This window comes from Enterobacter sichuanensis (assembly GCF_009036245.1).
In the GTDB taxonomy this organism is placed as follows: Bacteria; Pseudomonadota; Gammaproteobacteria; order Enterobacterales; family Enterobacteriaceae; genus Enterobacter; species Enterobacter sichuanensis.
This window is the reverse complement of sequence record NZ_CP027986.1, coordinates 4,508,523-4,523,225: the sequence shown is the minus strand read 5'-3', so window position 1 is coordinate 4,523,225 and position 14,703 is coordinate 4,508,523. Positions and strand designations below refer to the sequence as shown.

14 protein-coding genes are annotated in these 14,703 nt (G+C 57.0%); 11 read left to right on the top strand and 3 right to left on the bottom strand.

Features of this window, described 5'->3' with window-relative positions:
• Positions 1-252: 252 nt before the first annotated feature.
• Positions 253-2,796, top strand: coding sequence for a class I adenylate cyclase (gene cyaA, locus C1N69_RS21835; RefSeq protein WP_025757556.1), 2,544 nt, complete (start codon positions 253-255; stop codon positions 2,794-2,796).
• Between the two features lie 95 nt (positions 2,797-2,891).
• On the opposite strand, the gene cyaY is transcribed toward cyaA, so the two are convergent.
• Positions 2,892-3,212: an iron donor protein CyaY gene (cyaY, locus tag C1N69_RS21830; protein ID WP_025757554.1), complete on the bottom strand. Its 321-nt coding sequence runs from the start codon at positions 3,210-3,212 to the stop codon at positions 2,892-2,894.
• Positions 3,213-3,347: 135 nt separating this feature from the next.
• Here cyaY and lptM point away from each other — a divergent pair, with 135 nt between their 5' ends.
• The 8 genes from lptM to corA all read left to right on the top strand — a co-directional run bounded on the left by lptM (position 3,348) and on the right by corA (position 10,276).
• Positions 3,348-3,551: an LPS translocon maturation chaperone LptM gene (gene lptM, locus C1N69_RS21825; RefSeq protein WP_013099260.1), complete on the top strand. Its 204-nt coding sequence runs from the start codon at positions 3,348-3,350 to the stop codon at positions 3,549-3,551.
• A gap of 35 nt (positions 3,552-3,586) precedes the next feature.
• Positions 3,587-4,411: a diaminopimelate epimerase gene (gene dapF / locus C1N69_RS21820; RefSeq protein ID WP_008501545.1), complete on the top strand. Its 825-nt coding sequence runs from the start codon at positions 3,587-3,589 to the stop codon at positions 4,409-4,411.
• Positions 4,408-5,115 (top strand): DUF484 domain-containing protein, encoded by a 708-nt coding sequence (locus C1N69_RS21815; protein WP_095442006.1) that lies wholly within the window; start codon positions 4,408-4,410, stop codon positions 5,113-5,115. The genes dapF and C1N69_RS21815 overlap by 4 nt, the downstream gene beginning before the upstream one ends.
• Positions 5,112-6,014: a tyrosine recombinase XerC gene (xerC, locus tag C1N69_RS21810; RefSeq protein ID WP_025757550.1), complete on the top strand. Its 903-nt coding sequence runs from the start codon at positions 5,112-5,114 to the stop codon at positions 6,012-6,014. Before C1N69_RS21815 ends, xerC begins: the two co-directional genes overlap by 4 nt.
• A complete protein-coding gene (yigB, locus tag C1N69_RS21805; RefSeq protein WP_025757549.1) occupies positions 6,014-6,730 on the top strand; it encodes a 5-amino-6-(5-phospho-D-ribitylamino)uracil phosphatase YigB in 717 nt (238 codons plus the stop codon). The genes xerC and yigB overlap by 1 nt, the downstream gene beginning before the upstream one ends.
• A 76-nt stretch (positions 6,731-6,806) precedes the next feature.
• Entirely contained in the window at positions 6,807-8,969 is a 2,163-nt protein-coding gene (gene uvrD, locus C1N69_RS21800; RefSeq protein WP_025757548.1) for a DNA helicase II, read from the top strand.
• Positions 8,970-9,118: 149 nt separating this feature from the next.
• Positions 9,119-9,175, top strand: a complete 57-nt coding sequence (gene ysgD / locus C1N69_RS22870) for a YsgD/CorL family protein (protein ID WP_212743980.1) — start codon at positions 9,119-9,121, stop codon at positions 9,173-9,175.
• Positions 9,176-9,325: 150 nt separating this feature from the next.
• A complete protein-coding gene (corA, locus tag C1N69_RS21795) occupies positions 9,326-10,276 on the top strand; it encodes a magnesium/cobalt transporter CorA (RefSeq protein WP_025757547.1) in 951 nt (316 codons plus the stop codon).
• A 43-nt stretch (positions 10,277-10,319) separates the two neighbouring features.
• Here corA and rarD read toward each other — a convergent pair whose 3' ends face one another.
• Together rarD and yigI are read right to left on the bottom strand one after the other, a co-directional pair.
• A complete protein-coding gene (rarD, locus tag C1N69_RS21790) occupies positions 10,320-11,216 on the bottom strand; it encodes an EamA family transporter RarD (RefSeq protein ID WP_045285580.1) in 897 nt (298 codons plus the stop codon).
• Between the two features lie 51 nt (positions 11,217-11,267).
• Positions 11,268-11,735: an acyl-CoA thioesterase YigI gene (yigI, locus tag C1N69_RS21785; protein WP_025757543.1), complete on the bottom strand. Its 468-nt coding sequence runs from the start codon at positions 11,733-11,735 to the stop codon at positions 11,268-11,270.
• A gap of 163 nt (positions 11,736-11,898) precedes the next feature.
• Between yigI and pldA the strand changes: the two genes are divergently transcribed.
• Together pldA and recQ are read left to right on the top strand one after the other, a co-directional pair.
• The gene (gene pldA, locus C1N69_RS21780; RefSeq protein WP_095442005.1) at positions 11,899-12,768 is read left to right on the top strand and encodes a phospholipase A; all 870 of its coding nucleotides are present in this window, start codon (positions 11,899-11,901) and stop codon (positions 12,766-12,768) included.
• Positions 12,769-12,858: 90 nt separating this feature from the next.
• A complete protein-coding gene (recQ, locus tag C1N69_RS21775; RefSeq protein WP_059385450.1) occupies positions 12,859-14,688 on the top strand; it encodes an ATP-dependent DNA helicase RecQ in 1,830 nt (609 codons plus the stop codon).
• The last annotated feature ends 15 nt before the right edge of the window (positions 14,689-14,703 follow it).

Sequence of the window (14,703 nt, the reverse complement as noted above, 5' to 3'; positions counted from 1 at the left end):
TATTCGTCAGCCACAGCCGTATTAAGGAATTTACACGTACAGAACGGTGCTACACTTTGTATGTAGCGCAACTTTCTTTACGGTCAATCGGCAAGGTGTTAAATTGATCACGTTTTAGACCATTTTTTCGTCGGTACCAGCATAATGATAAGGCGAAAAAGGGTAACGGTTATCTTTTTGAAATACTGCGGGGCCCGCTGTTATTCGTGTTTTGAATAGCATGCGATACCCGGAAACATCAGGCGATACGTCTTGTACCTCTATATTGAGACTCTGAAACAGAGACTGGATGCCATAAATCAACTGCGTGTGGATCGCGCGCTTGCTGCTATGGGACCTGCTTTCCAGCAGGTTTACAGTCTGCTGCCGACATTATTGCACTATCACCATCCGCTAATGCCTGGCTACCTTGACGGTAACGTTCCCAAGGGCATTTGCCTCTTCACGCCTGATGAAACCCAACAGCATTATCTCAACGAACTGGAACTCTACCGCGGCATGCCGCCACAGGAGTCTCCGAAGGGTGAACTGCCGATTACCGGGGTTTACTCGATGGGGAGTACCTCATCGGTAGGGCAAAGCTGTTCGTCAGACCTCGACATCTGGGTCTGTCATCAATCCTGGCTCGATAACGAAGAGCGTCAGCTGCTGCAGCGTAAATGCAGCCTGCTGGAGAGCTGGGCGGCGTCGCTCGGCGTGGAAGTGAGCTTCTTCCTGATTGATGAAAACCGTTTCCGCCATAACGAAAGCGGCAGTCTGGGTGGTGAGGACTGCGGCTCGACGCAGCACATCCTGTTGCTGGATGAATTTTACCGTACTGCTGTGCGCCTGGCCGGGAAGCGTATTCTGTGGAATATGGTCCCGTGCGAAGAAGAAGAGCATTACGACGATTACGTCATGTCGCTTTATGCGCAGGGCGTACTGACGCCAAACGAATGGCTTGACCTCGGCGGCCTGAGCTCGCTGTCAGCCGAAGAGTACTTTGGCGCAAGCCTCTGGCAGCTCTATAAGAGCATCGACTCACCGTACAAAGCGGTGCTGAAAACGCTGCTGCTTGAAGCCTATTCCTGGGAATACCCCACGCCGCGCCTGCTGGCGAAAGATATCAAGCAGCGTCTGCACGACGGGGAAATTGTCTCCTTCGGGCTGGACGCTTACTGCATGATGCTGGAGCGCGTGACCGAATACCTGAAAGCTATTGATGACACCACGCGTCTCGACCTGGTGCGTCGATGTTTCTATCTCAAAGTGTGTGAGAAATTGAGCCGCGAGCGCGCCTGCGTCGGCTGGCGTCGTGAAGTGGTCACGCAGTTAGTGAAAGAGTGGGGATGGGGCGAAGAGCGTCTCTCCATGCTCGACAACCGGGCCAACTGGAAAATCGATCAGGTGCGTGAAGCGCACAACGAACTGCTCGATGCGATGATGCAAAGCTACCGTAATCTGATCCGCTTTGCGCGCCGTAACAACCTCAGCGTTTCCGCCAGCCCGCAGGACATCGGGGTATTGACCCGTAAACTGTACGCCGCGTTTGAAGCGCTGCCGGGTAAAGTGACCCTGGTTAACCCACAGATTTCGCCTGACCTGTCAGAACCGAACCTGACCTTTATCTATGTTCCGCCGGGCCGCGCGAACCGCACCGGGTGGTATCTGTATAACCGTGCCCCCAGCATGGACTCGATCATCAGCCATCAGCCGCTGGAGTATAACCGCTACCTGAACAAGCTGGTGGCCTGGGCCTGGTTTAACGGCCTGTTGACCTCACGCACGCGCCTGTTCATCAAAGGCAACGAGGTGGTCGATCTCGCTAAACTGCAGGAGATGGTGGCGGATGTTTCCCACCACTTCCCGCTGCGCCTGCCGGCACCCACGCCGAAAGCGCTCTACAGCCCGTGCGAGATCCGCCATCTGGCGATCATCGTTAACCTGGAATACGACCCGACGGCGGCCTTCCGCAATCAGGTGGTTCATTTCGACTTCCGCAAGCTGGACGTCTTTAGCTTTGGTGAGCAGCAAAACTGTCTGGTGGGCAGCGTGGATCTGCTGTACCGCAACTCGTGGAACGAAGTGCGTACCCTGCACTTCAACGGCGAGCAGGCGATGATCGAAGCGCTGAAAACCATTCTCGGCAAGATGCACCAGGATGCCGCGCCGCCGGACAGCGTGGAAGTGTTCTGCTACAGCCAGCATCTGCGTGGGTTGATTCGTACCCGCGTGCAGCAGCTGGTCTCGGAATGTATTGAGCTGCGTCTCTCGAGTACCCGTCAGGAAACCGGTCGCTTTAAAGCGCTGCGCGTTTCCGGCCAGACCTGGGGCCTGTTCTTCGAACGTCTCAATGTGTCAGTACAGAAGCTGGAAAACGCCATCGAGTTCTATGGCGCGATTTCGCACAACAAACTGCATGGTCTGTCGGTGCAGGTGGAAACCAACCACGTTAAGCTGCCGCAGGTGGTGGATGGTTTTGCCAGTGAAGGGATTATTCAGTTCTTCTTTGAAGAGTCGGGCGATGATGCCGGTTTCAACATCTACATTCTGGATGAGACCAACCGCGCCGAGGTCTATCACCACTGTGAAGGCAGTAAAGAGGAGCTGGTGCGCGACGTCAGCCGCTTCTACTCCTCTTCGCATGACCGGTTCACCTACGGCTCAAGCTTTATCAACTTTAACCTGCCGCAGTTCTACCAGATTGTGAACGTTGATGGCCGTGCGCAGGTGATTCCGTTCCGGACTCAAACCGTAACGCCTGCCGCCCCTGCCAATCAGGACACCGCGCCGCTGTTGCAGCAATATTTTTCCTGAGCCTTTTCGCTTGCCCGGTGGCGGCTACGCCTTACCGGGCCTACAACAGCTCGACGCCGTAGGCCGGGTAAGCGCAGCGCCACCCGGCAACAAAACTACCTGAAACGCACGTCCTCGCCCGCCTGCGCGGTCGCCGCCTGTTCCAGCAGATCCCAGAACGGTACGCCGCTGCGGTCGCAAACCCACTCCCCGTCTTTCAGATCGAAATGATAGCCGCCCTGTCTGGCCGCCAGCCATACCTGGTGAAGCGGCTCCTGGCGGTTAATAATAATTTTGCTGCCATTTTCGAAGCTCAGGGTCAGAATACCGCCGTTGATTTCACAATCGATATCGCTGTCGCCGTCCCAGTCGTCAAGACGCTCTTCAATGGTCATCCACAGGTTGTCGGCAAGGCGATGGAATTCACTGTCGTTCATGGTTTTGTTCCTGTTTTTCGTGATGCCGGCAGTATAACCCTAAATAAATCCCGTTGCAGGAAAGCGGCAAACTCTTGCTTTTGTGTCTTCTCCTGCGATGATAGAAACAGATTTGAACTTACGGGCAACTTTATAATGAAAAACGCTTTCCGAACGCTTGCCGTTCTCATCACGCTGTTTAGCCTGACTGGCTGCGGACTGAAGGGACCGCTGTACTTCCCGCCAGCGGATAAAACCGCACCACCGCCGACGAAACCGGTGAACAGCGGCATTGAGTCCTCTACGCCAGATACTAACGATCGTGGCAACAACGGCGGCCCGACTCAGGTTAATCTCTGACGACAACGTTCTGTACCCGCGCAATGGAGCAAATGATGCAGTTCTCTAAAATGCATGGCCTTGGCAACGATTTTATGGTCGTCGACGCGGTAACGCAGAATGTGTTTTTCTCCCCGGAATTGATCCGCCGCCTGGCGGATCGGCATCTGGGCGTGGGGTTCGATCAGCTGCTGGTGGTTGAACCACCGTACGATCCCGACCTCGATTTCCACTACCGTATTTTTAACGCGGATGGCAGCGAAGTGAATCAGTGCGGCAACGGCGCGCGCTGTTTTGCCCGCTTTGTCCGCCTGAAAGGGCTGACCAACAAGCGTGATATTCGCGTCAGTACGGCCAATGGTCGTATGGTGCTCAGCGTCACCGATGATGAGCTGGTGCGGGTGAACATGGGCGAGCCAAACTTCGAGCCTTCCGTCGTACCGTTTCGCGCAAACAAAGCGGAAAAGACCTATATTATGCGTGCGGCCGAGCAGACAGTATTGTGCGGCGTTGTCTCAATGGGTAACCCGCACTGCGTGATTCAGGTTGATGATGTGGAAACGGCCGCCGTCGAAACCCTCGGCCCGGTGCTGGAGAGCCACGAACGGTTCCCGGAGCGAGCGAACATCGGTTTTATGCAGGTGGTGAAACGCGAGCACATCCGTCTGCGGGTTTACGAGCGCGGCGCGGGCGAGACGCAGGCCTGCGGAAGCGGCGCCTGTGCGGCGGTGGCCGTGGGCATCTCTCAGGGGTTACTGGCAGAAGAGGTGCGCGTGGAGTTACCAGGCGGTCGGCTTGATATCGCCTGGAAAGGACCGGGTCATCCACTGTATATGACTGGCCCGGCGGCACATGTCTATGACGGGTTTATCCATCTATGAAACAACCAGGGGAAGAACTGCAGGAAACAGTGACGGAACTGGACGACAGGGCTGTTGTTGATTATCTGCTGCGCAATCCTGAGTTTTTTATTCGCAATGCACGCGTTGTCGAAGAGATGCGCGTGCCACATCCGGTTCGCGGAACCGTGTCGCTGGTCGAATGGCATATGGCGCGCTCGCGCAACCACATCAATCAGCTTGAAGAGAACATGACGCTGCTGATGGAACAGGCGAGTACAAACGAAAGTCTGTTCTACCGTCTGCTCCATCTGCAGGCGCGTCTGGCATCGGCGCACAGCCTCGAAGAGTTCCTCAGCCGCTTCCATCGCTGGGCGCGCGAGCTTGGGCTGGCGGGCGCAACGATCCGTCTTTTCCCTGACCGCTGGCGCATTGGCGCGCCGTCGGGATTTACCCATCTGGCACTTAGCCGTCAGGCGTTTGAACCGCTGCGCATTCAGCGTCTGGGCCATGAGCATCACTATCTGGGACCGCTGAACGGACCCGAACTGCTGGTGGTATTGCCGGAGGCCAAAGCGATTGGTTCGGTAGCGATGTCTCTGATGGGGCGCGATGGCGATCTGGGGGTCATCTTATTTACCAGCCGCGACGCGCATCACTACGAGCGCGGGCAGGCCACGCACCTGCTGCAGGAGATTGCCCTGATGCTGCCTGAGCTGCTGGAGCGCTGGATTGAGCGCGTATGATGGACGGATTGCTCGCCACAGACGTCTCCCGCTTTCTGCGCTATCTGGGCGTGGAGCGTCAGCTTAGCCCTATTACCCTGCTCAACTATCAGCGTCAGCTTGATGCCATCATGCAGATTGCCGACGAGATCGGCCTGAAAAGCTGGCAACAATGTGATGCTGCGACGGTACGCGGTTTCGTTGTGCGTAGCCGTAAAAAAAATCTCAGTCCCGCAAGTCTGGCGTTGAGGCTCTCCGCCCTGCGCAGTTTCTTCGACTGGCTGGTCAGCCAGGGAGGCTTAAAAGCCAACCCGGCAAAAGGGATCGCCACGCCGAAAGCCCCGCGCCATCTGCCGAAAAATATCGACGTTGACGACGTCAACCGCCTGCTGGATATCGATCTCAACGATCCGCTGGCCGTGCGTGACCGCGCGATGCTGGAGGTGATGTACGGTGCCGGGTTACGTCTCTCGGAGCTGGTTAACCTTGATGTAAAACATCTCGACCTGGAGACTGGCGAAGTGTGGGTGATGGGCAAAGGCAGCAAAGAGCGCCGCCTGCCGATTGGCCGCAATGCGGTCTCCTGGATTGAGCACTGGCTGGATCTGCGCGGGCTGTTTGGCGCAGAAGAGGATGCGCTGTTCCTGTCGAAACTCGGCAAGCGGATCTCGGCGCGTAACGTGCAGAAGCGCTTTGCGGAGTGGGGCATTAAGCAGGGGCTTAACAGCCACGTTCACCCGCACAAGCTGCGCCACTCCTTTGCGACACACATGCTTGAGTCGAGCGGCGATCTGCGCGGCGTGCAGGAACTGCTCGGGCACGCGAATCTGTCGACCACTCAAATTTATACCCACTTAGACTTTCAACACCTTGCCTCGGTGTACGACGCGGCGCATCCACGCGCCAAACGGGGGAAATAATGCGTTTTTACCGCCCACTCGGTCAGATCTCCGCCCTGACGTTTGACCTTGATGACACCCTTTATGACAACCGCGATGTGATCCTGCGTACCGAGCAGGAGTCGCTGGCGTTTGTCCAGAACTACCATCCGGCGCTGAAGACGATACAGAACAAGGACTTCCAGAAGCTGCGTCAGTCCCTGCGGGAGACCGAGCCGGAGATTTACCACGACGTGACCGAATGGCGTCGCCGCGCGGTTGAGCAGGCGATGCTCAACGCAGGGCTCAGCGTACAGGATGCAGCCATTGGGGCTGAAGCGGCAATGGAACACTTCGCCAAATGGCGCAGCCGTATCGACGTGCCGCAGGAGACCCACGACACGCTGACTGCCCTTGCCGAAAAATGGCCGCTGGTGGCGATCACCAACGGCAATGCCCAGCCGGAGCTGTTTGGCCTGAGTGATTACTTTGAATTTGTGCTGCGTGCGGGCCCCCACGGGCGCGCGAAGCCGTTTAACGATATGTACCATCTGGCGGCGGAAAAGCTGAACCTGCCGCTGGGTCAGATCCTGCACGTGGGGGATGACCTGACCACAGACGTGGCCGGAGCCATCCGCTGCGGCATGCAGGCCTGCTGGATCAAGCCGGAAAACGCCGACCTGATGATCGCCTCCGATAGCCGTCTTCTGCCACACCTGGAAATTTCGCGGTTGGCATCCCTCACGACGCTGATATAATCATCAGTTGTTCTGTATAAATTAACAGGGTTTTGGCGAATGCTATTCGCCTGCCCGACATGACGTGACGGTGCCAATGGACGTTTCTTACCTGCTCGACAGCCTTAATGACAAACAGCGTGACGCGGTTGCCGCCTCGCGCACCAACCTGCTGGTGCTGGCGGGGGCGGGCAGTGGTAAGACACGCGTGTTGGTTCACCGTATCGCCTGGCTGCAGAGCGTGGAGAACTGCTCGCCGTACTCCATCATGGCGGTCACGTTTACCAACAAGGCGGCGGCGGAGATGCGCCACCGTATCGCCCAGCTGATGGGCACCAGCCAGGGCGGCATGTGGGTCGGCACCTTCCACGGCCTGGCGCACCGTCTGCTGCGCGCGCACCATATGGATGCCAATCTGCCGCAGGATTTCCAGATCCTCGACAGCGAAGACCAGCTCCGTCTTCTCAAACGCCTGATTAAGGCGATGAACCTTGACGAGAAGCAGTGGCCACCGCGTCAGGCGATGTGGTACATCAACGGCCAGAAAGACGAAGGCTTGCGCCCGCACCACATTCAGAGCTTCGGCAACCCGGTCGAGCAGACCTGGCAGAACGTCTACAAGGCCTATCAGGAAGCGTGCGATCGCGCCGGCCTGGTGGATTTCGCCGAGCTGCTGCTGCGCGCCCACGAGCTGTGGCTCAACAAACCGCATATCCTGCAGCACTACCGCGAACGCTTCACCAATATTCTGGTGGACGAATTCCAGGATACCAACAACATCCAGTACGCGTGGATCCGCCTGCTGGCCGGCGATACCGGCAAGGTAATGATCGTGGGTGATGACGACCAGTCAATCTACGGCTGGCGCGGGGCGCAGGTAGAGAATATCCAGCGCTTCCTCAATGACTTCCCGGGCGCACAGACCATCCGTCTGGAGCAGAACTACCGCTCAACCAGCAATATCCTGAGCGCGGCCAACGCCCTGATTGAAAACAACAACGGGCGTCTGGGGAAAAAACTGTGGACCGACGGCGTCGACGGCGAACCGATTTCGATTTACTGCGCCTTCAACGAACTCGATGAAGCCCGCTTCGTGGTGAACCGCATTAAAACCTGGCAGGACAACGGTGGCGCGCTGGAACAGTGTGCCATTCTCTATCGCAGCAACGCCCAGTCGCGCGTGCTGGAAGAGGCGCTGCTGCAGGTGGGGATGCCATACCGCATTTACGGCGGTATGCGCTTCTTCGAACGTCAGGAAATCAAAGACGCGCTCTCGTATTTGCGCCTGATTGCCAACCGTAACGACGACGCGGCGTTTGAGCGCGTGGTCAACACGCCAACCCGTGGCATTGGTGACCGCACGCTGGACGTGGTGCGCCAGGCCTCGCGCGATCGCCAGCTGACACTCTGGCAGGCGTGCCGTGAGCTGTTGCAGGAAAAAGCCCTTGCCGGCCGCGCTGCCAGCGCCCTGCAGCGTTTCCTCGAGCTGATTGACGCGCTGGCGCAGGAAACGGCCGACATGCCGCTGCACGTGCAGACCGACCGGGTGATCAAAGACTCCGGCCTGCGCACCATGTACGAGCAGGAAAAAGGCGAGAAAGGCCAGACCCGTATTGAGAACTTAGAGGAGCTGGTGACGGCAACGCGCCAGTTCAGTTACAACGAAGAAGATGAAGACCTGATGCCGCTGCAGGCGTTCCTCTCTCACGCTGCGCTGGAAGCGGGCGAAGGGCAGGCGGACACCTGGCAGGATGCGGTTCAGCTGATGACCCTGCACTCCGCCAAAGGTCTGGAGTTCCCGCAGGTGTTTATCGTCGGTATGGAAGAGGGGATGTTCCCGAGCCAGATGTCGCTGGATGAAGGCGGACGCCTGGAAGAGGAGCGTCGTCTGGCCTATGTCGGCGTGACGCGAGCGATGCAAAAGCTGACGCTGACCTACGCCGAAACCCGCCGCCTGTATGGTAAAGAGGTCTATCACCGTCCGTCGCGCTTTATCGGTGAACTGCCGGAGGAGTGCGTGGAAGAGGTGCGTCTGCGTGCCAGCATCAGCCGTCCGGTCAGCCATCAGCGGATGGGATCGCCGATGGCAGAAACCGACACCGGCTACAAGCTGGGCCAGCGCGTGCGCCATTCTAAGTTTGGCGAAGGGACCATTGTGAATCTGGAAGGCAGCGGTGAGCACAGCCGCCTGCAGGTGGCGTTCCAGGGGCAGGGAATCAAATGGCTCGTGGCAGCCTACGCGAAGCTGGAAACAGTGTAACTTTCAGAAAAATATCATTATTTTGTAATAATCTGCTAACCTTATACGTTGAAGGTCAATTAATGCCCTTCAGCGTTCCGTTGCGTGTTGACGCCACAGTTATAGCTGGCGTAACATGCGCGCACGATTACGCTAAGAGGACATTCGCCTTGGACACACCCAGTAGATACTGGCTCAATTCCCTGTCATCCAGGAACAACTCCTAAGGCTATCTCCTCTTGCTGATGGCCTTAGTGGTTGTCAGCGACTGCATTATTCCCGTCGCGCTGAGTCAGGCTGTTTAATGGTCTGAAACCCAATTTGTTTCTGTGTGCCCACCGAACTGTCCGATTTTTTTTGCATTGGGAGTCCCGGTCATGTTGAGCGCATTTCAACTCGAAAATAACCGACTGACGCGGCTTGAAGCCGAAGAGTCACAGCCCCTCATTGATGCCGTATGGGTGGATCTGGTCGAGCCGGACGACGATGAACGCCTTCGCGTACAATCTGAGCTGGGACAAAGCCTGGCGACACGCCCGGAACTGGAAGACATCGAAGCATCTGCGCGTTTTTTTGAAGACGAAGACGGTTTGCACATTCACTCTTTCTTCTTCTTTGAAGATGCCGAAGACCACGCGGGAAACTCCACCGTGGCGTTTACCATTCGTGATGGTCGCCTGTTTACCCTGCGCGAGCGTGAGCTGCCGGCATTCCGTCTCTACCGCATGCGTGCCCGCAGCCAGCCATTAAATGACGGTAATGCCTGGGAGCTGCTGCTCGACCTGTTCGAGACCAAAATTGAACAGCTGGCGGACGAGATTGAAAACATCTACAGCGATCTGGAAAAGCTGAGCCGTGTCATCATGGAAGGCCATCAGGGTGATGAGTACGACGAAGCGCTCTCCACCCTGGCGGAGCTGGAAGATATCGGCTGGAAAGTGCGTTTATGTCTGATGGATACCCAGCGCGCGCTGAATTTCCTGGTGCGCAAGGCGCGCCTGCCGGGCGGCCAGCTGGAGCAGGCGCGGGAGATCCTGCGCGATATCGAATCCCTGCTGCCGCACAACGAATCCCTGTTCCAGAAGGTCAACTTCCTGATGCAGGCGGCGATGGGCTTTATCAACATCGAGCAGAACCGCATCATCAAGATCTTCTCGGTGGTATCCGTGGTGTTCCTGCCGCCGACGCTGGTGGCCTCCAGCTACGGGATGAACTTTGAGTTTATGCCGGAGCTGAAGTGGAGCTTTGGTTACCCGGGGGCGATTATCTTTATGATCCTCGCCGGACTGGCGCCGTATCTGTACTTTAAGCGTCGTAACTGGCTGTAAAAATCTGGCGGGTGGCGCTGCGCTTACCCGCCCTACAAAACACCTACATTCCTTTGCGGGCCCTGCGCTGGGTGTAAATCGCATCGGCGACAAAAATCGCCAGCGCCACCCAGATAAAGGCAAACGTCACCATCTTATCCGCACCCGGCACTTCACCGTAAAACACCACCGCCAGCAGGAACATCAGCGTCGGGCCAATATACTGGAAGAAGCCCAGGGTGGAGAGACGCAGGCGCGTCGCCGCACCGGTGAAGCACAGCAGTGGGATCGTTGTTACCACACCTGCCGCCATCAGCATCAGATTCAGCGACCACGGGTTGCTGCCCATATGGCTGGTCGGGCTGTCGGCGATGCCGAAAAGATAAATCGCCGCAACCGGCAGCAGCCACAGGGTTTCAAACAGCATGCCGGTTTGTGCTTCGACAGCTATCTTCTTACGCACCAGGCCATAAAAGGCAAAGCTGAACGCCAGGCCGAGGGCAATAATCGGCAACGAGCCGAAGGTCCAGAGCTGTACCATCACGCCGCAGAAGGCCAGAATGACGGCCACCCACTGCATACGTCGGAAGCGCTCGCCGAGGAAAATCATCCCCAGCACAATATTCACCAGCGGGTTAATGAAGTACCCCAGACTCGCTTCGAGCATGTGGTGGTTATTCACTGCCCAGATAAACAGCAGCCAGTTACCGCCGATCAGCACGGCAGAGAGCGCCAGCAGGAAAATCTTCTTCGGGGTTTGCAGCAGCGTTTTGACGCCTGACCACTGACGGCTGAGGCTCATCAGCGCAATCATAAAGAAGAACGACCAGATGACGCGGTGAGTCAGGATCTCATCGGCCGGAACGTCGGCGATAAGCTTGAAATACGCCGGGGCGATACCCCAAATAAAATAAGCGGCAAGGGCGAGTAAAACGCCCTGCCGCGTCTGTTTAGCATCCATCGGGAAAATCCGTTACAAAAAAGTGAAATAATTTTACCCGATTTTGCAGCCTCAACCCACCATATAAGTGGCAGTTGCGCTGGCGATATAGACCTGTTCCTCGTTGTGTAATTCAACGCGTGCCACGGCAACTTTGTTGCCCGCGCGCAGCAGGCTGCTGGTACAGGTAAAGCGATTTCCGCGCCCCGGGCGAAGATAGTCAACGCGTAAGTCGATAGTGCCCATGCGTGCCAGACGCTGGCGAAGTTCGTCTTCGTTGATGGTGTCATGGCGGGTCAGCGTGCTGCCCACACAGACCAGGCCTGCCGCGACGTCCAGCGCGGAGGCGATCACCCCGCCGTGTAAAATACTTTGCGCCCAGTTACCCACCATCATCGGCTGGTTGTTGAAACTCAGCTGGGCAAAGTCCTTTTCATAACGCTCCAGCTCCAGTCCCAGCGCACGGTTAAACGGCATATGGTAAACAAAAATCTCGCCCACGAGTTTTAACACTTCATCGGCGGTAAGCATGGCTGACATGAGGCATCACATCCTTATTGTTAATGAAATGTTGATTTTATGCCTCAGCAATAAGGAATTCCACTTTCAGAAACGAGGATGCAGCAGTTGTCGCAGAAGTCTGTAGAATGACTGCCACATAACTATTCAACGAAATTTACTCTTTTGCAGGAGAACACCACCGATGCGGACGTATCTGGCCTGGTTACTGGCGGCGGTTTCGCTGCCCCTCACAGCGTATGCGCAGGAAGCGACGATCAAAGAGGTGCATGACAAACCTGCCGTTCACGGCAGCATTATCGCCAACCTACTTCAGGAGCATGACAATCCGTTCACGCTCTATCCGTATGACACCAACTACGTGATTTACACCCAGACCAGCGACCTCAACAAAGAGGCGATAAGCTCCTATAACTGGTCTGATAATGCGCGTAAAGATGAGGTGAAGTTCCAGCTCAGCCTGGCCTTCCCGTTCTGGCGCGGCATTCTGGGGCCGAACTCGGTGCTGGGCGCGTCTTACACGCAGAAATCCTGGTGGCAGCTCTCTAACAGCGGAGAGTCCTCGCCGTTCCGTGAAACCAACTATGAGCCACAGCTGTTCCTCGGTTTTGCAACGGATTATGAGTTTGCGGGCTGGACGCTGCGTGACGTCGAAGTGGGCTTTAACCATGATTCTAATGGCCGTTCCGATCCGACGTCCCGTAGCTGGAACCGCGCCTATACGCGCCTGATGGCGCAGAACGGCAACTGGATGGTGGAGGTGAAGCCGTGGTATGTGGTGGGCGAAACCGATGACAACCCGGACATCACCAAATACATGGGCTACTACCAGCTTAAAGTCGGCTATCAGCTGGGCGATGCCGTGCTGAGCGCGAAGGGCCAGTATAACTGGAACACCGGTTACGGCGGTGCGGAAGTGGGCTTAAGCTACCCAATGACGAAGCACGTGCGTATCTATACGCAGGTCTACAGCGGTTACGGCGAGTCGCTTATCGACTACAACTTCAACCAGACCCGCATTGGCGTGGGCGTGATGCTGAACGACATTCTCTAGGCAGCTCGAATGTTTTTGCGTTAAACGTTGAAGTTTCTCTCTCAGGCGCTGAAAATAGCGCCTGTTTTATTTTTCGCAGATGGGGTTAATGTGGCGCAGGCGGAAGTATTGAATCAGGAGTCGCTGGCTAAACAGGTTTTGCATGAAACCTTTGGCTACCAGCAGTTCCGCCCTGGCCAGGAAACCATCATTGAAACGGTGCTGGAAGGCCGCGACTGCCTGGTGGTGATGCCAACCGGCGGCGGTAAATCGCTCTGTTATCAGGTGCCCGCGCTGGTGCTTAACGGCCTGACGGTGGTGGTATCGCCCCTGATTTCGCTGATGAAAGACCAGGTGGACCAGCTGCTCGCTAACGGCGTGGCGGCGGCCTGCCTTAACTCCACGCAATCCCGCGAGCAGCAGCAGGAAGTGATGGCCGGGTGCCGCACCGGGCAGATCCGTCTGCTGTATATCGCGCCCGAACGCCTGATGCTGGATAACTTCCTCGACCATCTCGCGCACTGGAACCCGGTGCTGCTGGCGGTGGATGAAGCGCACTGTATCTCCCAGTGGGGACACGATTTCCGTCCGGAATACGCCGCACTCGGTCAGCTGCGTCAGCGCTTCCCCGAGCTGCCGTTTATGGCGCTTACCGCCACGGCAGATGACACCACCCGTCTGGATATCGTTCGCCTGCTGGGGCTGAACGACCCCTATATTCAGGTCAGCAGCTTCGACCGCCCCAACATCCGCTATATGCTGATGGAAAAATTCAAGCCGCTGGATCAGCTCTTACGCTACGTGCAGGAGCAGCGCGGCAAGTCCGGCATCATCTACTGCAACAGCCGTGCGAAGGTGGAAGACACCGCCGCGCGCCTGCAAAACCGCGGCTTTAGCGCGGCGGCTTACCATGCCGGGCTGGAAAACCATATCCGCGCCGACGTGCAGGAAAAATTCCAGCGCGACGACCTGCAGATTGTGGTGGCGACGGTGGCGTTCGGCATGGGGATCAACAAGCCAAACGTGCGCTTTGTGGTGCACTTCGACATTCCACGCAATATCGAATCTTACTATCAGGAAACCGGTCGCGCTGGACGCGACGGTCTGCCTGCGGAAGCGATGCTGTTTTACGATCCGGCCGATATGGCGTGGCTGCGCCGCTGCCTGGAAGAGAAACCGCAGGGGCAGTTGCAGGATATCGAACGTCACAAGCTCAACGCGATGGGCGCATTTGCCGAAGCGCAAACCTGCCGTCGCCTGGTGCTGCTCAACTACTTTGGTGAAGGGCGACAGGAGCCGTGTGGCAACTGCGATATTTGCCTCGATCCGCCGAAACAGTACGATGGTCTGATGGACGCGCGTAAGGCGCTCTCGACCATTTATCGTGTGAATCAGCGCTTCGGGATGGGCTACGTGGTGGAAGTGCTGCGTGGTGCCAATAACCAGCGTATCCGAGATATGGGCCACGACAAGCTGCCGGTCTACGGTATTGGCAAGGATCAGAGCCACGAGCACTGGGTCAGCATTATTCGTCAGCTGATTCACCTCGGTTTTGCTACACAAAACATCGCCCAGCACTCCGCGCTTCAGCTCACCGAAGCCGCGCGCCCGGTGCTGAGGGGGGACGTTGAACTGAAGCTTGCCGTGCCGCGCGTTGTCGCCCTGAAGCCGCGGGTGATGCAAAAATCGTACGGCGGCAACTACGACCGCAAGCTGTTTGCCAAACTGCGCAAGCTGCGTAAAGCCATCGCCGATGAAGAGAATATCCCGCCTTACGTGGTGTTCAACGACGCGACGCTGATCGAGATGGCCGAACAGATGCCGCTGAGCGCCAGCGAAATGCTCAGCGTGAACGGCGTTGGCACGCGCAAGCTGGAGCGTTTTGGTAAGGAGTTTATGGCGCTTATCCGTTCCCATGCTGACGGTGATGATGAGGAGTAGTCAGCCGGGCGAAAA

Bases quoted from the DNA above. Each gene is read 5' to 3' on its own strand.
- cyaY (WP_025757554.1), bottom strand. From the start codon at position 3,212: ATGAACGACAGTGAATTCCATCGCCTTGCCGACAACCTGTGGATGACC.
- rarD (WP_045285580.1), bottom strand. From the start codon at position 11,216: ATGGATGCTAAACAGACGCGGCAGGGCGTTTTACTCGCCCTTGCCGCT.
- C1N69_RS21815 (WP_095442006.1), top strand. From the start codon at position 4,408: ATGAAACAACCAGGGGAAGAACTGCAGGAAACAGTGACGGAACTGGAC.
- xerC (WP_025757550.1), top strand. From the start codon at position 5,112: ATGATGGACGGATTGCTCGCCACAGACGTCTCCCGCTTTCTGCGCTAT.
- uvrD (WP_025757548.1), top strand. From the start codon at position 6,807: ATGGACGTTTCTTACCTGCTCGACAGCCTTAATGACAAACAGCGTGAC.
- yigB (WP_025757549.1), top strand. From the start codon at position 6,014: ATGCGTTTTTACCGCCCACTCGGTCAGATCTCCGCCCTGACGTTTGAC.
- corA (WP_025757547.1), top strand. From the start codon at position 9,326: ATGTTGAGCGCATTTCAACTCGAAAATAACCGACTGACGCGGCTTGAA.
- pldA (WP_095442005.1), top strand. From the start codon at position 11,899: ATGCGGACGTATCTGGCCTGGTTACTGGCGGCGGTTTCGCTGCCCCTC.
- yigI (WP_025757543.1), bottom strand. From the start codon at position 11,735: ATGTCAGCCATGCTTACCGCCGATGAAGTGTTAAAACTCGTGGGCGAG.
- dapF (WP_008501545.1), top strand. From the start codon at position 3,587: ATGCAGTTCTCTAAAATGCATGGCCTTGGCAACGATTTTATGGTCGTC.
- lptM (WP_013099260.1), top strand. From the start codon at position 3,348: ATGAAAAACGCTTTCCGAACGCTTGCCGTTCTCATCACGCTGTTTAGC.